A 17,971-nucleotide genomic window follows, 5' to 3' on the forward strand; every position below is an offset into this window, starting at 1 on the left:
TTCTTCGGACCGAAGCCTACCCTCGAAGAGAAGATACGCTCCGTTTCTTAATTGCCGTTTTCTTACAGTGGCGGGGGAACACTCATGACCGACACCATCCCGGACCTCTCGCTCCACCGCAGCTGCCCGTACGGGCCGCCGGACCAGGCCGCCGAGCTGCGGGAACGCGGGCCGGTCGCGCGCGTACGGCTGTTCGACGGCAGCACCCCGTGGCTGGTCACCGGCCACGCCGAGGCCCGCGCGCTGCTGAGCGACCCGCGCGTGTCGTCCGACCGCAGCGCGCCCGGCTTCCCGATGCCGGTGCCGACGCCGGGCCCGCGACCGTCCAACCTGTCGGCGACGCTGATCGCCAACGACCCGCCGGTGCACAGCCGGCTGCGCCGCATGGTGATCCCGTCCTTCACGGTGCGCAAGGTCGCCGCGCTGAAGCCGAAGATCGAGGCCATCGTCACCGAGCGGCTGGACGCGATGCTCGCCGCCGGCTCGCCGGCCGACCTGATGGCCGACTTCGCGCTGCCGGTGCCGTCGAGGGTGATCTGCGAGCTGCTGGGCGTGCCGTACGAGGACCACGAGTTCTTCGAGGAGCAGTCCCGCCGCCGCCTCGACGCCGACGGCCAGGCCATCCAGAACCTGATCAAGTACCTGCACGACCTGGTCGGCAGGAAGATCGACAATCCCGGCGACGGCCTGCTCGACGACCTGATCGCCGAGCAGCTCAGGGAGGGCGCGCTCGACCACACCGAGCTGGCCACGATGGGCATGGTGATGCTGATCGCCGGCCACGACACCACCGCCAACATGATCACCCTCGGCACCCTGGCCCTGCTCAGCACCCCGGACCAGCTGGCCAAGGTCCGCGCCGACGAGGCCGCGATCCCGGGCGCGGTCGAGGAACTGCTGCGCTACCTGACCATCGCCGGCACGCTGAGCCGCATCGCCACCGACGACATCGAGCTCGGCGGCCGGACCATCAAGGCCGGCGAGGGCGTGCTGGTGGCCAGCGCCGTCGCCAACCGCGAGCAGTCCGACGACCTGGACGTGGACCACCCGCTGCGCCAGCACCTGGCGTTCGGCTTCGGCATCCACCAGTGCCTCGGCCAGAACCTGGCCCGCGCCGAGCTGGAGATCGCCTTCACCCAGCTGTTCCGCCGCATCCCGACGCTGCGGCCGGCCGTGCCGCTGGACGAGGTGCCGCGCCGCGATAACGCCCTGCTGTCCGGCGTGACGGCGCTCCCGGTCTCGTGGTAGATCACATACCGGGGCAGGTACTTGAAATTTGAACGACCTCCCGCCTACTATGTTGAATGTTCAACTAGTGAGCGGGAGGTCCTGTCATGCGGTTGCCGACCCTGTACCTGAGCCACGGCGCGCCGCCGCTGGCCGACGACGAGCTCTGGACGGCCCAGCTGGCCGCCTGGTCGAAGGATCTGCCCAAGCCCAAGGCGATCCTGATGGTCTCCGCGCACTGGGAGGAGGCGCCGCTGACCGTCTCCGCGACCACCACCGTGCCGCTGGTCTACGACTTCTGGGGCTTCCCGCAGCACTACTACGAGGTGCAGTACGCCGCCCCCGGCGCGCCGGCGCTGGCCAACCGCGTCCGGCAACTGCTCGGCCAGCAGGTGCACGGGCAGCAGGTCCACAGCGCCCCCGAGCGCGGCCTCGACCACGGCGCCTACGTGCCGCTGGTGGAGATGTACCCGGACGCCGACGTGCCGGTGCTCCAGATGTCCATGCCCACCCTGGACCCCGAACAGCTGATGGAGATCGGCCGCAAGCTCGCGCCGCTGCGCGACGAGGGTGTGCTGATCATCGGCAGCGGCTTCTTCACCCACAACCTGCGCGCGCTCCAGGCGCCCGGCACGCCGACCTGGTCCGCCGAGTTCGACGAGTGGGGCCACCAGGCCCTCGACGCCGGCGACCTCGACTCGCTGCTGGACTTCCAGCACAAGGCCCCGGCCAGCCGGCTCGCCCACCCGCGCACCGAGCACTTCGCGCCGCTGTTCGTCACGCTCGGCGCCGGCGAGGACGAGCTGTCCACGCAGCGCACGGTGATCGACGGCTTCTGGCACGGCCTGGCCAAGCGCTCCGTCCAGATCGGTTAGCCCTGCCCAGAGGTCAGCCCGCGCCGAAGGCCACCCGGTTGATCCACGGCCCGCGGTCGGGGAACACCACGAACAGGTCGGCGACCTCGTCCACGGGCATCAGCGGCCCCGTGGCCACCGCGTACCGCCGGCGGTCCTTCGTCGGCGGCACCAGCACGGTGCCGAGCAGCCGGCCATCCGGTGCGCCGCAACGGAGTTCGACCGGCACCGGCTCGCCGGTGGCGTTGGACGCGGTGACGCTCCACGACCGGCAGCCGCTGGCGTCGTACCCGAGCAGCCCCAGCCAGGCGCCGTCCTTCACCGCCGACACCACCGGCCCGACCTCGCTGGAGATGTCCACCAGGCCGACGCCCATGGACTCGTCGTACGAGTGCGAGCTGATCGAGGTCCGCGCCAGCGTGCGGGGCCGCAGCGTCTCGCCGCGCACGTCCAACACCGCGCTGGTGGCGGGTTTCGCCGACGAGCTGCCGACGAAAACCTCGTGCAGCGCCGATTCCACCACCCAGCGGTCGCGCGTGACGTCCCAGAAGGACAGATCGGTGGCGCGCAGGCGGAACCGCACGGTCACGGCGGATCGTGCCGGGACAAGCACCTTCCTGAAGTCCCGCAACACCTTCCGCGGCTGCCGCACCTGCGAGTTGAGCTGCCGCGTGTACAGCTGCACGACTTCGTGGCAGTCGCGGAACCCGTTGTTGCGCACCCGAACCGTCACCGTCACGCTGGCGTCGGAATCGACCACCCGGTCGCTGAGGTCCATTTCCTCGTACGTGAACGTGGTGTACGTCAGCCCGTGACCGAAGGGGTACAACGGTTCCGTGGTCTGGTACATGTACGTGCCGTTGCCCTGGATCAGGTCGTAGTCCAGGGTCGGCGGCAGGTCGGTGTCGGCGCGATACCAGGTCTGTGGCAGCCGCCCGGACGGCGCCTGGTCGCCGAACAGGATGTCCGCGGTGGCCCGATCCGACGCCCGGCCCGGGTGCGCGCTCCACAGGATCGCCGGCAGGTAGGTGTCCTCCCAGCGCAGCGCGTACGGGTAGTCGCTGCGCACCACCAGCACCACGTTCGGGTTGGCGGCGCGCACGGCCCGGATGAGCTGGTGCTGCTGCGGCGGCAGTTCCAGCGTTGAGCGGTTCCCGTTGTCCAGCGCGGGATTGCTGCCCACGGCCAGCACGACGACGTCCACCTCGCGGGCCAGCGCCACGGCGTCGCCGATGCCGTGCGAAACCCGTTGCCACTCCAGCGGTTCGCCGTCCGGGGTGGCCATCGTGCCGTCGGGACCGGCGATCGCCTCGATCGTCTCGGTGTCCGACTCCAGTGTGAATCGGCCCTGCCGCCATTCGATGAGCTCGAACTCGCCCTGGCGGCCGGACACCGTGACCAGGTCCGATCCGCTGACGTACTGGGCGGTGACCCGGCGGCTCAACTCGGCCGCGAGGCCGTCGCCGTGCGGGCCGATGACCGCCAGCCGCATGCCGGGGCCGACCAGCAGTGGCAGCAGACCGTCGTTGCGCAGCAACACGATCGACTCCCGCGCGGCGCGGTTGACGAGCTCGCGATGCCCCCTGCGGTCCACCCTCGCCGGGCCGGCGCTGGACGCCAGCAGTTGCAGGCGCAGCATCAGCATCCGCCGGGCCGCCGCGGTGATCAGCGGCTCGGTCACCTCACCCCGTTGGCACGCCTGGGAGATCGCCTCGACGGTGTCGCCGCCGCCCATGAAGCCGTCCGCGCCGAGCCGCAGCGCCAGCGCCTGGCCGCCGGCGGTCAGCGGCCGGCCGGGCAGCTTCTCGCTCCAGATCGCCGCGTCGCCGTCGCTCCAGCCCCGCACCACGAACCGCACCAGCTGGGCGGCCAGCGCCGGGTACTCCTCCATCATCAGCTGCGACAGCACGATCCCGGCGGCGCCGCCGGTCTCGAACACCGCGCGGAACACCGGCATCTCGTACTCGTTGAACACGCGCAGGTTGAAGCCCGGCGCCATGGCGCAGCGGTCGAGGTGGTCCACGTGCCGCACGACCGGCACGGTCTTCGGGTGCACCTTCTCCGGCCCGCGCAGGCCCAGCGCGAACACCGCGCCGAGCTTGGAGCACAGCAGCGGGTCCTCGCCGAAGCCGCGCTCGTTGTTGGCGTGCCGCGGGTCGTAGGTCGGGTTGACCAGCGGGATCTCCCGCACCAGGCTGCCGCCGGACGCCCTGATCTCGTCGGCCGTGGCCGCGCCGACCCGGGCCACCAGTTCCGGGTCCCAGCTGCTGCCCAGGGCCAGCGGCCGCGGGAAGTCCGACTCGACGCCGTCGGTGGCGGCCCGCAGCGTCAGATCCGCCGCCGGCAGGCCCAGCCGGGGCAGGGCGGGCTGGGTCTGCTGAGTGAGTTCGATCTTCTCCGGTAGGCTGAGCAGCGCCACCAGATCATCGGCCACCTGGCGCGGCGTCGGCTCCTGCTGCGCGCCGGTATCGGCGAGACGGAACGTGGTCGCCCCCTCCCCTCGCAAGCGGCACCCACCTGGATGGCAGGCCGATCAGGACTCCGTTCGGCGGAGTAGGCGAGAACTTTTCACGCCTTCCTGACGACCGTCAAGCGTTACCGATGGGTCACAGTCTGCGAAGTCCGGCCAGAACGCGGGCCAGCAGCGCCTCGTCGGGGCGGCTGTCTCCGGTATGCACCGTTAACACCCCGAGCTCGATGAGGTCGTCGATCAGGACACGGGCGACCCCCAGCGGCGCGGGCAGGGCGGCCGCGACCTCGGCCACCGAGCTGGTGCGTTCGCAGATCTCCACGATCCGTCGGTGTTCCATGACGAGTACTACGTCCGTGCGCTCGACCGAGATCAGTGTTTCCAGCCGGAGTTCGCGACTGGCCTCGGTCCGGCCGCCGGTTCGCGCGTAGGGGCGGACGAGCGAGCTGGGTTCCTCGTCGTCGTCTAAGTCGTCCTCGGGATACCTCGGCGGCGGGGGTGGCAGCGGCTTCGGGTGCACGGGCATCGGCTGGGTGTTCGCCGGCTCGTCGGATTCGCCCGTGTCGGCCGGTTCGGCGCGGTTGCGTCGGGACGACCCGAAGCGCGCCCCGGTGCGGCCCACCTCGGGCGCCGGCTCATGCTCGACCTCGACGGGCCCGTCGTCGTCCTCGTCGTCGCGCTGCCAGCGGTAGCGCCGGGCCTTGGCCGAGCCGAACCGGGCGCCGGTCCGTCCCACCTCGGGGGCCAACGCGTGCGCCGGCTCGTCGTGACCGGCTTCTCCCGGTTCGGGCTGCTCCACGTCCGGTACAACGTCGTTCCAGCGTGTGCGGTTGCGCGACGATCCGAAGCGAGCCCCGGTCCGACCGACCTCCACCACGTCGGCCACCCTAGGACCGTGACCGGTTCCGAACGTGTCGGTGATGTTGCGACTCTGTTCGTTCCAGGTGAACCGCCCCGAGTTCAGGCTGCGGACACGCGGCGGCCATCTCCGGCACCTAGCTTCCGGCCGTGCACGGACACCATCACCATCATCACCACCATGACGGCGACACGCCGGAGTACGCCGACCTGTCGGTTCCCGAGCGCGAGCTCCGTCCGCTGGACGTGAGCCGGCGGCGGTTCCTGCGCAACGCCGGCCTGCTCGGCGCCGCGGTCGCCGGCGGCGGCGCGCTGACCGCCGGCACCGCGTCGGCGAGCACCTGGGACAGCCCGGGCCGCTACCAGTGGCTGGCCGGCGACCACCACATCCACACCCAGTACTCCAACGACGCCATGTACACGGTCGAGCAGCAGGTGTCCGGCGGCGTGCGCAACGGCCTGGACTGGATGGTCATCACCGACCACGGCTACCTGGCCCACGAGAAGTACGCGGTGCAGCAGACCTACGCCGACGTGCTGGCCTCCCGGCGGCGGCACCGCGGGCTGCTGCTCTGGCAGGGCCTGGAGTGGAACACGCCGGCGGCCGAGCACGCGACGGTGTTCTTCGACTGCACCCGCGACGAGGCGCAGATGCTCCAGACGTTCGAGCAGCTCTTCGACGGCAACGTCAACGGCACCAACCCGAGCTCGCCGGCCAACGAGGCGATCGCCGTCCAGGGGCTGAAGTGGCTGGACCAGCAGGTGCGCAGCGGCAAGATCAACTCGGCGCTGTTCCTGGCCAACCACCCGTCCCGCAACGGCCGGCTGTCGCCGCACGAGCTGCGCAACTGGCGTGACACCGCCCCGCACATCGCCGTCGGCATGGAGGGCTCCCCCGGCGCGCAGGCCGACAGCACGCCCGTGGCGCTGGGCGGCAACGGCGCGGCCCGCGGCGGCTACTCCAACAGCCCCGGCGTCGACTCGTGGCCGGGCTATCCGCTGGAGCTGTACCGGACACATGGCGGCTTCGACTGGATGACGGCCAAGCTTGGCGGCCTGTGGGACTCGATGCTGGCCGAGGGCAAGGGCTGGTGGATCACGTCCAACTCCGACTCGCACCGGAACTTCGGCGACACGCTGACCAACGCGTCGCCGGATTCCGACTACAACTCCACCGGCAAGCACCTGGACCCGGTCGACAGCGGCGTCCGGCACAGCTGGGCCGACTTCTGGCCGGGCCAGTACTCGCGGACGGTCGTCGGCGCGACCGACCGCAGCTACCGCGCGGTGATGGACGGCATCCGCAACGGCCGGGTCTGGGTGGCGATGGGCGGACTGCTGGCCGGCCTCGAGGTGACAGTGTTCTCCGACGAGGGCGGCTGGCCGGTGACACTCGGCGGGCGGACGTCGGTGCGGTGCGGCGGCAACGTGACGGTGCTGATCGTGGCGCGGCTGGCGACCCGGCCCAACGCCGGCGGTAGCATCCCGCGCCTGGCGCGGATGGACCTGATCCAGGGCATGGTCACCGGCCCGGTGGCCGATCGCGACACGTTCGCCACGCCCAGCGTGAAGGTGGCGCAGTCGTTCGACACCCGGCGCGGAAACGTGGCGGTCTTCCAGCACACCTTCCGCAACGTGCGCGACCCGTTCTACGTGCGGCTGCGCGGAACCGACGGCAACGTGCACGCGGACGGCTCGATCGAGCCGCGAATGGACCCGGCCGGCGGCGTGGACCCGTGGAGCGACCTCTGGACGTACTCGAACCCGATCTTCGTGGACGTCCGGTGACTCTGTACACCGTCGACGGTGGACACCGCGATCGGCACGAGGCCGAGCACTTCGCGCTCGACCTCGCGCCGTCGGCGGTCCTGTTGTGCACGCACGTGGTGCGGGAGCCGTCCCCGCACCACGCGGTGTCGTTCGAGCTGGCCGAGGCCGACTTCGAGGAACTTCGGGACCCCGAGGGCGGCCGGGCGTTCCGGTTCCCCGGCCAGGACGCGCTGCGCGGCGCGCTACCAGTGCGGGATCTCGTTGCATCCAGCGCCGTTGATCGCGTGGTTGGTGTCGGCTGCACCGTCACCGACGACACGGTCGTCGACACCCGGGACTACGTGCGGCCGGTCTACGCCGACGGGCTGCTCACGCTGCACGTCACGCCGGCTTCGGCCGGCACGGTCGTGCCGTTGGAGGTCGAGGGCGGCCACGTCTGCTGACGGCGTTCCAGCAGACCGGAGATCACCGCGACGGCGAGGCCGCCCAGGGCGAGCGCCGCGCCGATCCAGCTCGGCGCGGTGTAGCCCAGGCCGGTGGTGATCGCGAGGCCGCCCAGCCAGGCGCCGAAGGCGTTGCCGAGGTTGAAGGCGGCGATGTTCGCCGTCGACGCCAGCGCCGGCGCGCCATCGGCCTGCTGCATCACCCTCGTCTGGAAACCGGGAACGGTGGCGAAACCGATGGTGCCGAACAGGACGAGGGTGATCGCCGCCGGGATCTGGGCGTGTGCCGTGAAGGCGAAGACCACCAGGATCGCGGCCAGCGCGGCGAGGATGACGTACAGGCTGGGCATCAGCCGGCGGTCCGCCGCCTTGCCGCCGATCAGGTTGCCGATCACCAGGCCGACGCCGAACAGCACCAGCAGCCAGGTGACCGCGCCGTCGGAGAAGCCCGCGACCTGGGTCATCATCGGCGCGATGTACGTGAAGGCGGCGAACACGGCGCCGAAGCCCAGCGCGGTCATGGCCAGCGCGAGCAGCACCTGCGGGCGCTTGAACACCGCCAGCTCGCCGCGCAGGCTGCGGCCGGGTTCCAACGGCTGCCGCGGCACCAGCGTCGCGACGCCGATCAGGCCGAGCACGCCGAGCGCGGTCACCGCCCAGAACGTCGAGCGCCAGCCGAACGCCTGGCCCAGCGCGGTGCCGCCGGGCACCCCGAGCACGTTGGCCACGGTCAGGCCCGTGAACATCAGCGCGATGGCGCTGGCCTGCTTGGCCGGCGCGACCAGGCTCGCCGCGACGACCGAGCCGACGCCGAAGAACGCGCCGTGCGCCAGCGCCGCGACCACGCGGCCCGTCAGCAGCAGGGCGTAGCTGTGGGCCAGCGCCGAGATCAGGTTGCCGGCGATGAACAGCGCCATCAGGCCGACCAGCAGGTTCTTGCGCGGGATCCGGTTGCCGGCCACGGTGAGCAGCGGGCCGCCGACGACCACGCCCAGGGCGTAGCCGGAGATCAGCAGGCCCGCGGTCGGGATGGTCACGTGGAGGTCGGCGGCGACCTCCGGCAGCAGGCCCATGATGACGAACTCGGTCGTGCCGATGCCGAATGCGCTGACCGCCAGGGCGAGCAGGGCGAGAGGCATGTCGGATGGTCCTTCCCCAGTAGACTCCGGAGTAACAGGCTTCCACAATAGTTGCATACGCTTGATAATGTTGCATGCAACGATGCCCCGGGCAAGTCGATGCAGGCAAGCCGAGGAGGAGTGAGCCGTGACACTGGCCGACGAGGACGTCCGGCGCGCGCAGGGCTGGTGCACGCTGGCGGCCCTGCACAACCGCATCGAGGACCGGCTGGAGCGCGCGCTCCAGGCGTCGCACGAGCTGTCCGTGCGGGAGTACAGCGTGCTGCTCACACTGTCCGGGCAGCAGGAGCACCACCTGCGGATGAACCAGCTGGCCGACGCGGTGGTGCTCAGCCAGTCCGCCACCACCCGGCTCGTCAACCGGCTCGAGGACCGCGGGCTGCTGCGGCGGTACCTGTGCCCGACCGACCGCCGGGGCATCTACACCGAGGTCACCGAGGCCGGGTTCGCGCTGCTCGAGGCCGCCCGCCCCGTCAACGACGCGGAGCTGGAGCGGGCCCTGGCCGAGGCCGAGCAGAACCCGGAGTTCGCGCCGCTCGTGCGTGCCCTCTCGGGCAGGTCATAGGTAGATCGTGACCGTGCGCCGTAGATTGTCCTGGTGCGGCGCAGATCCGGAGAGCTCGAGTCCGAGGTGCTGGCGGCGTTGTGGGCGGCCGACGGCGCGATGACGCCTGCCCAGGTGCAGGCCGAGCTCGGCGGCACGCTGGCGTACACGACCGTCGTGACCATCCTGTCCAGACTGCACGAGAAGGGCGTGGCTGCACGGGAGAGGCAAGGTAGGGCGTACGCCTACTCCCCAGTGCAGGACGAACCCGGGATCGCGGCCGGCCGGATGCGTAAGCTCCTCGACGCCGAGCCGGACCGGCACACCGTGCTGGCCCGGTTCGTGACCGATCTCAGTGAGGAGGACGAAGTGCTGCTGCGACAGTTGCTCGCGGACTCGGATGGATGACGGCGCGCTGGTGCCGCTGCTGGCGCCGATGCTGGCCTGGGCGTTGGTCTACTGCCGGTCGTGGCAGCCGCGGCCGACGAGCTGGCTGATCGCCGTGGTCTCGGCGCTGCTGGCGCTGTCCAGCACCGTCACGCTGGCCGTCGAGGCAGTGGAGTCCTGGATGGACGGTTCCCCCCTCCTCGGCACCGTGTTCGGCGCTTTGTTCGTGACGGCCCTGGTTTCCGCCGGCGCCGCCGCGTGGCACCGGCGCCGCGCGTGGCAGGTTCACGTTGACGGGCTGGCCATCCTGCCCGACGACGAGCCGCTGGCCTATGCCCTGCCCGGCGGCGTCGTCGTGTCCCGCGGCATGGTCCGGGCGCTGGGGGCCGACCAGCGACGGGCGCTCCTCGCCCACGAGCGGGCCCACGTTTCCTTGCGCCACCACCGATTCGTGCTGGTCGTCGACCTCGCCAGCGCCGCCCAGCCGCTGCTGTGGCCGCTGCGCGCCGCCGTTCGGTACACAGTGGAGCGTTGGGCCGACGAGGTCGCCGCGGCGGCGACCGGTGACCGTGTGCTCACCGCCCGTGCCGTCGCCACCGCCGCGCTGGCTGCCCGCCAGTCCCGGCTTTCCGTTGCCGCCCTTGGCATCTCCGCCGGTCCCGTGCCGCAGCGCGTCGCCGCCCTGCTCACCCCGGCCCAACCCCGGTACCGCGTCCTCGCGCTCCTGGCGCTGCTGCTCGCGGCCTTCGTGCTGGCCGAGGCCGGCGAGGCGGTTCTCGACCTCTGGCAACTGCTCTAGGCCCCGTGCCGGCGCTGCCGCTGGGCGTAGTTCCTCAGCGCCCGGAGGAAATCGACCTCGCGGAAGGCCGGCCAGTACGCCTCGCAGAAGTACAGCTCCGCGTACGCGCTCTGCCAGAGCAGGAAGTTCGACATGCGCTGCTCGCCGCTGGTCCGGATCACCAGATCCGGATCGGGGCGGCCGGCCGTGTGCAGCCGCCCCGTGATGTCGTCCATCGTCAGCTCCGCCGCGATGTCCCGGGGATCCCGGTCCGCGTTGGCGCACAGGTGTTCCCGGACCGCGTCGACCAGTTCCTGCCGGCCCCCGTACCCCACCGCCAGCGTGATGTGCCCGCCTTCTCGGTCCCTGGTCACGTCCACCGCCCGCTTCAGCGCGTGCGCCGTGCTGTCCGGCAGCACGTCCAGGCTGCCCGCGATGTGCACCCGCCAGTGATCATTCGACCTGGTCAGCCGGTCCGCCACCACGTCCTCGATGACGCCCATCAGGTACCCGACCTCCGCGTCGTCCCGCCGCTGGAGGTTCTCGGTGGAGCACACGAACACCGTCACGTGCTCGATTCCTGTTGCCCGGCACCACTCCAGCACGTGGTCCACGTGCTCCGCCCCGTACCGATGCCCCAGGCTCGGCGACGCCATCCCCATCTGCCGGGCCCACCGGCGGTTGCCGTCCATGATCAGCCCCACGTGCCGCGGCACCGGGCCTTGCGCCACTCGTGTCCGCAGGCGGCGGGTGTAAAGGGCGTAGAGCGGTCCGGTGAGCCAGGAAGCCATACGCCCCACCTCACCACGCGGGTGTGGAGATCCCGCGAAGGAGTTGTGCGGGTTCCTACGCGGGCCGCTCCGCGCTGCCGATACGGGGGAACGGCGAGGTGGAGAAGACGACCTCCACCGGCACCTCGAAGTACTCGGCGATGCGCAGCGCCAGGTAGAGGCTGGCGCTGTACTCGCCGCGCTCCAGATAGCCGACGGTCTGGTAGTGCACGCCCAGCGCCTCGGCGAGCTGCCGGCGGCTGATGCCCCGCTCGGCCCGCAGCATGGCGATGCGGTTGTGCACCGTCTCGTTCATCCGTGACTCACCCACTCCGCAGTTTCGCCTTCTCCGGCTGGACCGACACCGTGGTGCCGGACGCCCGCCGGGCCATCCGGCGCAACACCGGCGGCGCGAGCAGGAGGCCGAGCACGACCCAGGCGCCCAGCACCCCGAACGTCTCCCAGGTCCGCCAGGAGTGCCCGATCTCCACCGCGAGCGCGGAATCGGGCAGCAGCGAGGAGCGCACCCCCAGGCCCAGCCAGTACATCGGGAACACCTGCGCGATCCACTGCACCCACGCCGGCAGCACGGTGATCGGGAACAGGATGCCGGAGATGGCCGTCAACGCCAGCATCGGGATGGAGATCACCGCGGCCACTCGCGGGTTGGGGAACAGCGCTCCCAGCACGGCGCCGATCAGCAGGGTGGCCACCAGCCCGACCAGCAGCACCAGGACGAGCACCAGCCACCCGCCCGGGCCGGGCGGCGTCACGTCGAACAGCAGCAGCGCGTACACCAGCATGATCAACGCGGTGCTCAGGGTGGCCCCGGAGACCAGCACCGTCTTGCCGATGAGGTAGGCCGTCATGCCGTTGGGCAGCGCCTTGGCCCGCAGCAGCCCGCCGTCCTCCCGATCGGCCGCCAGCGACGAGGTCATCAGCGTCATGCCCATCGTCAACAGCCCGGAGCCGATCATGCTGGCCAGCATGAGGGCGCCGTAGGACAGTCCGCCCCCGCTCACCGGCACGGAGCGCAGGAACGTCAACACGACCATGAAGACCAGCCCCGGCAGGAAGAACGAGGCGAGTTCCGTCGGCGTGGTGAAGACGTGCCGCAACTCGATCCGGCCGCTGGCCAGGCCGATCCTGATCGCGCTCACCGGGTCACCCCCTCGAACTCGCGCACGGCGGCCTCGCCGGCGCCGGACTCGACGCCTCGCACCAGCGCCATGTAGGTGTCCTCCAGGCTGGCCCGGCGGACCTCGACGTCGGAGATCTCCTCCCCGTACTGGGCGAACAGCTCCCGCACGAACGCCGCCGACTCGGTGCTGGAGTGCACGAACCGCTCGCCGCCGCGGGCCCACCGCACCTCGGCGGCGGCGTTCACCCGCCGCGACAAGGCGTCCGCGGAGCCGTCGGCGATCACCCGGCCGCCGGCCAGGATCAGGATCCGGTCCGCGAGCTTCTCGGCCTCGTCGAGATCGTGCGTGGTGAGCAGGACCGTGGTGTCCTCGAAGTCGACGAGCTGGTGCACCAGGTCGTGGAACTCGCGCCGGGCCTCGGGATCGAAGCCGGCGGTCGGCTCGTCCAGGAACAGCAGCTCGGGCCGTCCGACGATGCCGACGGCCACGTCCAGGCGACGCCGCTGGCCGCCGGAGAGCCGGCCGATCCGCTGGTTCGCGTGCTCGGTGAGGCCGACCCGCTCGATGAGCTCGTCCGCGGGCCACGGCGTGCGGTACGGCTCGTAGTACGAGGCGAGGTGCGCCAGCAGTTCGCGCACCTGCCAGTTGCGGTGGTCGCGCCAGGACTGGAGCACGATGCCCAGCCTGGCGCGCCACTTCTCATCGCCGCGCGCCGGGTCCACACCCAGCACGCCGACCTCGCCGGCCGAGCGAATCCTGAATCCCTCCAGGATCTCGATCGTCGTGGTCTTGCCCGCCCCGTTCGGTCCGAGCAGGGCGAGCACCTCCCCCCGGTGGGCCTGGAACGTGACCCCGGTCAGCACATCGGTCGAGCCGTAGCGCATCCGCAGGTCACGAACGTCGAGAACGCTCATGAACCCCTCCCCCTGTCCTACGTCTGGAATGAAATGTAGCAGACCTACTACACACCGAGGAAGGGGTGCGACAGGTTCAGAGCTGATCGTGGGTGGCGTCGACGCGCCAGTAGCCGGCGAAGGCGATCATGTGCCTGGGCACGCCGCGGTCGCCGACGAGGTGTCGGCGCAGCGAGCGCACCAGGTACGCCTCACCCGCCAGCCACGCATAGACGGCCCCGTCAGGGAATTCGGCGGCGCGGACCGCGTCGAGGAGTCCATTGTGGACCCAGCGGACCTCGATCTCGGCGGAACTGGACAGGTCCTGCACCTCGCGCTCGTCGGCAATCTCTATGTACGCCAACGCTTTCGCGCCTACCGGCAGCTGCGCCAGCGACGCGGCGATCGCCGGCAGCGCGCTCTGGTCGCCGGCGAACAGCTGCCAGTCGTACGGACCGGGCGTGACGAGGTGACTCCGGGTCGGACCGAGCAGACCGACGACGTCACCCGGCTCCGCGGCGGCGGCCCAGCGCGTCGCCGGGCCGTCGACATCGTGCATGAGGAAGTCGATGTCGATCTCGGCGTCGTCGGCACGGTGGGCCCGCACGGAGTACGCCCGCATCCACGGGCGGCGCTCTTCCGGCACGTCGAGATAGGCCTGGTACCACCGCATGGTGTCGCCGTCGGCGGGCGGCTGCGGCACCCATGGCCGCGCCTCGCCGTTGCGGCCGAAGAAGAGCTTGACCTGCTGATCCGGCGCCACCGAGGTGAAGTCGGCCAGCTCCGGGCCGCCGAAGGTGAGCCGCCGGGTGCGCGGCGAGACCTGGCGCACGCGCGTGACCGTGACCAGCTTGTACTGCGTCGACATTTGCTTAGGTTAGCCTAAGCTAATGCCGTCCTCAGTCGCCGCTCCAGTGCCACCGGATCGCCCGGCGAGTAGTCCATCCGGGCCCGACCGTCACCGCCCCGGCTCGTGACGGCCAGGTAGCGGCCCCCGTCGGTGTCCACCCAGCCGATCGACTCGCCGTCGATCAGGAACGAGCCGCCGCCGAGCCGCTCCCGCCCCACCGGCGTGCCGGCGGGCGCGGCGGCCATGGTCGGCAGGCGTGCCACGAGCGCCGGCACGATCCGATCGCGCGGCACGAAGTCGAAGCGGATGCCCTCGCCGCTGCCCACCGCGATCAGGCCGCGGTCGGCGCCGAACACCCCGAGCGCGGTCAGCTGCCGCTCGCCGGTCATGCCGAGCAGGCCGATCGTCGGCCGCCCGGTGCCGAAAAGCGTCACCGTGTCGTGCAGCTCCGGCGTGAACCTGTTGCCCCGCAACAGACCTCGCCCGGCCAGGCTGGCGCCGACCTGGGCGCGCAGCGCCGAGCGGTTGATGCCGTTGCCGAAGTACGGGAATGTGAAAGGGAATCGGCGCAGCGCGAGCCCCAGCGCCTCCCCCACCACGTCCAGTTCGACGAAGGTGCACTCCAGTCCCACGGCGGCCATGGTGGCACAACGGGCCGTCTCCGACCGTGACTTTTCACTGCTGTCCAAGGAGGAGGATCGCGGCGGCCGTCGACACGACTCCGATCAACGCGCCGACGATCGTCTGTGCGACCGTGTGCTCACGCAGCGCGACCCTCGACCAGCCGACCGCAGCCACCGCCGCGAAGCCCAGCACCCACCACGGGCTCAGCAGCGCCATGAACGCTGTCACCGCGCTGCTGCCGACCGCCGCGTGCACGCTCACCTTCCACGCCAGGGTGACCAGGAACAGCGGCACCAGCACCGTCATCATCGCGATCAGGGCCCCCACCAGGATCGGCGGCGCGCCCAGCAGTGCGAACAGGACGATGCAGCCGCCGACCGACACCATCACCAGCGGGATCACGACCAGCCGGGCCTGCCTCGTCCGGACGTGCGGGTCGTGCCAGCTGCCGCGGGCGATGCCCAGGCGGATCACCACTCCCGGCACCACGCCCGCGAACACCACCGCCAGCAGCGCCCAGGCCAGCCCGGTCGGGCCGCCCGTGCGCCACCCGATCAGCACCAGCCCCGCCACGACCACGTTCTTCGGGTCCAGCACGTCACTGACCGCCTTGGCGAGCCTCACCCCACCATGATCGACTACGACCCCGGCGAGTCCGGCCCACAGACACACCGAATGTGTGAAACGGCCTCACACATTCGGTGAAGGCAGCCCCCGAATCAATCCAACCATGTGGGACCGACAATCCCGGGCGGACGCAGTGGCCGCGGACCGCGATCCGGCCGGTCTGTCAGACCACCTCGCCAGGCTTGATTCGGGGGCTGCTCAGTCAGGCGTCGTAGTCGACGGTGACCTGGTCGGAGGCCGCGAACGACTGGCAGGTGAGCACGAAGCCGGCGGCGACCTCGGCGGGTTCCAGGGCGAAGTTGCGGCGCATGTCGACGTCGCCGGTGAGGACCTTGGCCCGGCACGTGCCGCACACGCCGCCCTTGCACGCGAACGGCAGGTCGGGGCGAACCCGCTGCGCACCCTCGAGGATGGTGACGTCCCGCGGCAGCGTGACATCGGTGGTCCGGCCGTCGAGCTGCACCTTCACCGCGGAGCTCGGGCCCTCGACGCCGGGCTCGGCGTGCCGGACGGGCTCCGGCGGCAGGTCGTCGACGAAGAACAGCTCCTGGTGCACCCGCTCCCGGGGCACGCCGAGCTCGGTCAGCACGGCCTGCGCATCGGTGACCATGCCGTACGGCCCGCACAGCCACCAGTGATCAACCCCGGCGACGTCGAGCAGCGCGGGCAGCAGCGTCCGCAGCTTGTCGGCGTCGAGCCGGCCGCTGAACAGCTCGGCCTCCCGGGGCTCGCGCGACAGCACGTGCACGAGGTCGAGGTGCTCGCGGTTGGCGTCCTTGAGGTCGGCGAGCTCGTCGGCGAACATCACGGTGTCGGTGCGCCGGTTGCCGTAGAGCAGCGTCGCCGACGACTTGGCCAGCACGGACGAGGCGATGGACAGGATCGGCGTGATGCCGCTGCCGGCGGCGATCAGCACGTGATGGCCCGGCACATCGAGGTCGGGGCTGAACGAGCCGGTCGGCGGCAGCACCTCGATCCGGTCACCGGGCCGCACCTCGTGCACCAGCCACGGCGAGAAAGCGCCGCCGGGCACCTCCCGCACGCCGATCCGCGGCTTCGCGCCGGCCGGGGCGCAGATCGAGTACGACCGGCGCTCCTCGCGGCCGTCGATCTCCCGGCGCAAGGTCAGCGACTGACCGGGCCGGAACGCGTACAGGTCGGCCAGATCGCCGGGAACGTCGAACGTGACGGCGACGGCGTCGTCGCACAGTCGGTCCACTTCGGACACCGTGAGCGCGTGAAACGTGGTAGCCACTCAGATCTCCTTGACGTGCTCGAACGGTTCGGCGCAGGCCCGGCACCGGCGCAACGCCTTGCACGCGGTGGCGCTGAACCCGGAAACCTCGACGGTGTCGGCACTTCCGCAGCGCGGGCAGGAAACCACCCGCACGGAAGGCCCCAGTGTCAGCGGAATCGGGCCGTCGTGTTTACGCGGTGCGGCTCCCGGCGGCGCGATGCCGGCCTCGGCCAGCTTCCGACGGCCCGAGTCGGTGATCCAGTCGGTCGTCCAGGCCGGCTCCAGCACGACCTTGATCTCCACGTCCCGGTAGCCGGCCTCGCGCAGCCGGTGATCGAGGTCGTCGCGCATGGCATCCATCGCGGGACAACCGGTGTAGGTCGGCGTGATGGCCACGACGACCCGGTCCCCGTTGTCCTCGACGGACCGCAGCACCCCGAGCTCCGCCAGCGTGAGCATCGGCAGCTCGGGATCCGTCACGGTCTCGGCGACGGCCTGTGCGGTCACCATGTCGCACCCGGATGGGCCCGCGCGACGCTCTGCATCACAGCCAACAGCTCCACCAAGGACGAGGTGTGCGAACCGTCGCGACCAAGAAGCTCCTGAACGCCAACGGATTCCGGCCGGGCGAGGCCGGCCGCGTCCAGCACCTGCGTGATCACGGCGTCGAACTCGTCACGCACCGAGGCGGGATCGACGAGCTCCGACGGGTGCCCGGCGAACAACTCCCCCACGTACGGCCACACCGCGTCCAAGCCGGCCTGCATGCGCTCATGCGACAACTCCGTGCCATCGCCGAGCCGGACCACCCACTGCGCCGCATAGTCGCGGTGGTAGGTGACCTCCTTGACGCCCTTGGCGGCAATCGCCGCCAGCACCGGATCCGGCGACATCACCAGGCGCTGCAACACCGCCAGCCGCCACGTGGTGAAGACCAGCAGCCGTGCCATGGAGAACGCGAAGTCGCCGTTGTCGAGCTCCACCAGCCGCACGTTCCGGAAGTCGTCGGCCTCCCGCAGGAACGCGAAGTCGTCGTCGGAACGGTCGGTGCCGTCGGCCTTGCCGGCCCGGGTCAGCAGCAACCTGGCCTGCCCCAACAGGTCCAGGCCGATGTTGGCCAGCGCGACCTCGTCCTCCAGCTCCGGCGCCCGCGTGCACCACTCCTGCAACCGGTGCGACATCACCAAAGCGTCATCGGCCAGCATCAGGCAGTACGCCGCCAGCGCCGAGGCGTCCACGTCGGCCGGCACCGTCGTGTCCACACCGGACAGTGGGTCGGCGAAGCCGGTGCCGAAGGCCCAGCGAGCGTCGCCCTCGGAACTCAGGGCCTCGTAAGCGTTGTCGAACATGGCCGCCTG

The 17,971-nt window shown here is 71.0% G+C and carries 20 protein-coding genes; 7 read left to right on the top strand and 13 right to left on the bottom strand.

Annotated elements, in window-relative coordinates:
• The first annotated feature begins 84 nt into the window (after nt 1–84).
• Together BCF44_RS17510 and BCF44_RS17515 are read left to right on the top strand one after the other, a co-directional pair.
• Nucleotides 85–1,248: a cytochrome P450 gene (locus BCF44_RS17510; protein ID WP_116175341.1), complete on the top strand. Its 1,164-nt coding sequence runs from the start codon at nt 85–87 to the stop codon at nt 1,246–1,248.
• Between the two features lie 86 nt (nt 1,249–1,334).
• Nucleotides 1,335–2,102 carry a dioxygenase family protein gene (locus tag BCF44_RS17515; RefSeq protein ID WP_116175342.1) on the top strand — a complete coding sequence of 256 codons (768 nt, stop codon included), beginning with the start codon at nt 1,335–1,337 and terminating at the stop codon, nt 2,100–2,102.
• 13 nt (nt 2,103–2,115) lie between these two features.
• On the opposite strand, the gene BCF44_RS17520 is transcribed toward BCF44_RS17515, so the two are convergent.
• Together BCF44_RS17520 and BCF44_RS17525 are read right to left on the bottom strand one after the other, a co-directional pair.
• Nucleotides 2,116–4,587, bottom strand: coding sequence for a glycoside hydrolase family 3 protein (locus BCF44_RS17520; protein ID WP_116175343.1), 2,472 nt, complete (start codon nt 4,585–4,587; stop codon nt 2,116–2,118).
• A 100-nt stretch (nt 4,588–4,687) separates the two neighbouring features.
• Entirely contained in the window at nt 4,688–5,437 is a 750-nt protein-coding gene (locus BCF44_RS17525; protein WP_116175344.1) for a DUF742 domain-containing protein, read from the bottom strand.
• A gap of 122 nt (nt 5,438–5,559) precedes the next feature.
• Between BCF44_RS17525 and BCF44_RS17530 the strand changes: the two genes are divergently transcribed.
• Nucleotides 5,560–7,197 (top strand): PHP domain-containing protein, encoded by a 1,638-nt coding sequence (locus BCF44_RS17530; protein ID WP_342775609.1) that lies wholly within the window; start codon nt 5,560–5,562, stop codon nt 7,195–7,197.
• Entirely contained in the window at nt 7,194–7,622 is a 429-nt protein-coding gene (locus tag BCF44_RS17535; RefSeq protein WP_116175345.1) for a hypothetical protein, read from the top strand. The genes BCF44_RS17530 and BCF44_RS17535 overlap by 4 nt, the downstream gene beginning before the upstream one ends.
• Here BCF44_RS17535 and BCF44_RS17540 read toward each other — a convergent pair.
• Nucleotides 7,532–8,761 (bottom strand): MFS transporter, encoded by a 1,230-nt coding sequence (locus BCF44_RS17540; protein ID WP_116175346.1) that lies wholly within the window; start codon nt 8,759–8,761, stop codon nt 7,532–7,534. The two genes, BCF44_RS17535 and BCF44_RS17540, sit on opposite strands and share 91 nt — an antisense overlap.
• 127 nt (nt 8,762–8,888) lie before the next feature.
• Here BCF44_RS17540 and BCF44_RS17545 point away from each other — a divergent pair, with 127 nt between their 5' ends.
• Genes BCF44_RS17545 through BCF44_RS17555 form a run of 3 tightly spaced genes read left to right on the top strand, consistent with a single transcriptional unit; the run spans nt 8,889 to nt 10,491 of the window.
• Nucleotides 8,889–9,326 (top strand): MarR family winged helix-turn-helix transcriptional regulator, encoded by a 438-nt coding sequence (locus tag BCF44_RS17545; protein ID WP_116175347.1) that lies wholly within the window; start codon nt 8,889–8,891, stop codon nt 9,324–9,326.
• Nucleotides 9,327–9,359: 33 nt separating this feature from the next.
• The gene (locus tag BCF44_RS17550) at nt 9,360–9,713 is read left to right on the top strand and encodes a BlaI/MecI/CopY family transcriptional regulator (protein ID WP_379798646.1); all 354 of its coding nucleotides are present in this window, start codon (nt 9,360–9,362) and stop codon (nt 9,711–9,713) included.
• Nucleotides 9,706–10,491, top strand: coding sequence for a M56 family metallopeptidase (locus BCF44_RS17555; RefSeq protein WP_116175349.1), 786 nt, complete (start codon nt 9,706–9,708; stop codon nt 10,489–10,491). The genes BCF44_RS17550 and BCF44_RS17555 overlap by 8 nt, the downstream gene beginning before the upstream one ends.
• Here BCF44_RS17555 and uppS read toward each other — a convergent pair.
• The 10 genes from uppS to paaC all read right to left on the bottom strand — a co-directional run bounded on the left by uppS (nt 10,488) and on the right by paaC (nt 17,962).
• On the bottom strand, nt 10,488–11,261 hold the full coding sequence (gene uppS, locus BCF44_RS17560; protein WP_116175350.1) for a polyprenyl diphosphate synthase: 774 nt from the start codon (nt 11,259–11,261) through the stop codon (nt 10,488–10,490). The two genes, BCF44_RS17555 and uppS, sit on opposite strands and share 4 nt — an antisense overlap.
• A gap of 55 nt (nt 11,262–11,316) precedes the next feature.
• Entirely contained in the window at nt 11,317–11,556 is a 240-nt protein-coding gene (locus BCF44_RS17565; protein WP_116175351.1) for a helix-turn-helix transcriptional regulator, read from the bottom strand.
• A 7-nt stretch (nt 11,557–11,563) separates the two neighbouring features.
• Nucleotides 11,564–12,400: an ABC transporter permease gene (locus BCF44_RS17570; protein WP_116175352.1), complete on the bottom strand. Its 837-nt coding sequence runs from the start codon at nt 12,398–12,400 to the stop codon at nt 11,564–11,566.
• Complete coding sequence (locus BCF44_RS17575) at nt 12,397–13,296, bottom strand: ABC transporter ATP-binding protein (protein ID WP_116175353.1); 900 nt, start codon at nt 13,294–13,296, stop codon at nt 12,397–12,399. Before BCF44_RS17575 ends, BCF44_RS17570 begins: the two co-directional genes overlap by 4 nt.
• 76 nt (nt 13,297–13,372) lie before the next feature.
• Nucleotides 13,373–14,143, bottom strand: coding sequence for a siderophore-interacting protein (locus BCF44_RS17580; RefSeq protein WP_116175354.1), 771 nt, complete (start codon nt 14,141–14,143; stop codon nt 13,373–13,375).
• 14 nt (nt 14,144–14,157) lie between these two features.
• Nucleotides 14,158–14,757, bottom strand: coding sequence for an ESX secretion-associated protein EspG (locus BCF44_RS17585; protein WP_170217585.1), 600 nt, complete (start codon nt 14,755–14,757; stop codon nt 14,158–14,160).
• A gap of 43 nt (nt 14,758–14,800) precedes the next feature.
• Nucleotides 14,801–15,373: a phosphatase PAP2 family protein gene (locus tag BCF44_RS17590; protein WP_116175356.1), complete on the bottom strand. Its 573-nt coding sequence runs from the start codon at nt 15,371–15,373 to the stop codon at nt 14,801–14,803.
• Nucleotides 15,374–15,578: 205 nt separating this feature from the next.
• Nucleotides 15,579–16,631 carry a 1,2-phenylacetyl-CoA epoxidase subunit PaaE gene (gene paaE, locus BCF44_RS17595; RefSeq protein WP_116175357.1) on the bottom strand — a complete coding sequence of 351 codons (1,053 nt, stop codon included), beginning with the start codon at nt 16,629–16,631 and terminating at the stop codon, nt 15,579–15,581.
• Nucleotides 16,632–17,123: a 1,2-phenylacetyl-CoA epoxidase subunit PaaD gene (gene paaD, locus BCF44_RS17600; RefSeq protein ID WP_116175358.1), complete on the bottom strand. Its 492-nt coding sequence runs from the start codon at nt 17,121–17,123 to the stop codon at nt 16,632–16,634.
• Nucleotides 17,117–17,962 carry a 1,2-phenylacetyl-CoA epoxidase subunit PaaC gene (paaC, locus tag BCF44_RS17605; protein WP_116175359.1) on the bottom strand — a complete coding sequence of 282 codons (846 nt, stop codon included), beginning with the start codon at nt 17,960–17,962 and terminating at the stop codon, nt 17,117–17,119. The genes paaD and paaC overlap by 7 nt, the downstream gene beginning before the upstream one ends.
• Nucleotides 17,963–17,971 lie beyond the last annotated feature (9 nt).

This window comes from Kutzneria buriramensis (assembly GCF_003387475.1).
Taxonomy (GTDB): domain Bacteria; phylum Actinomycetota; class Actinomycetes; order Mycobacteriales; family Pseudonocardiaceae; genus Kutzneria; species Kutzneria buriramensis.

Coding starts and splice junctions, on each gene's coding strand:
- paaD (WP_116175358.1), bottom strand. CDS start 17,123: ATGGTGACCGCACAGGCCGTCGCCGAGACCGTGACGGATCCCGAGCTG.
- BCF44_RS17540 (WP_116175346.1), bottom strand. CDS start 8,761: ATGCCTCTCGCCCTGCTCGCCCTGGCGGTCAGCGCATTCGGCATCGGC.
- BCF44_RS17575 (WP_116175353.1), bottom strand. CDS start 13,296: ATGAGCGTTCTCGACGTTCGTGACCTGCGGATGCGCTACGGCTCGACC.
- BCF44_RS17580 (WP_116175354.1), bottom strand. CDS start 14,143: ATGTCGACGCAGTACAAGCTGGTCACGGTCACGCGCGTGCGCCAGGTC.
- uppS (WP_116175350.1), bottom strand. CDS start 11,261: ATGGCTTCCTGGCTCACCGGACCGCTCTACGCCCTTTACACCCGCCGC.
- BCF44_RS17565 (WP_116175351.1), bottom strand. CDS start 11,556: ATGAACGAGACGGTGCACAACCGCATCGCCATGCTGCGGGCCGAGCGG.
- BCF44_RS17555 (WP_116175349.1), top strand. CDS start 9,706: ATGGATGACGGCGCGCTGGTGCCGCTGCTGGCGCCGATGCTGGCCTGG.
- paaC (WP_116175359.1), bottom strand. CDS start 17,962: ATGTTCGACAACGCTTACGAGGCCCTGAGTTCCGAGGGCGACGCTCGC.
- BCF44_RS17510 (WP_116175341.1), top strand. CDS start 85: ATGACCGACACCATCCCGGACCTCTCGCTCCACCGCAGCTGCCCGTAC.
- BCF44_RS17515 (WP_116175342.1), top strand. CDS start 1,335: ATGCGGTTGCCGACCCTGTACCTGAGCCACGGCGCGCCGCCGCTGGCC.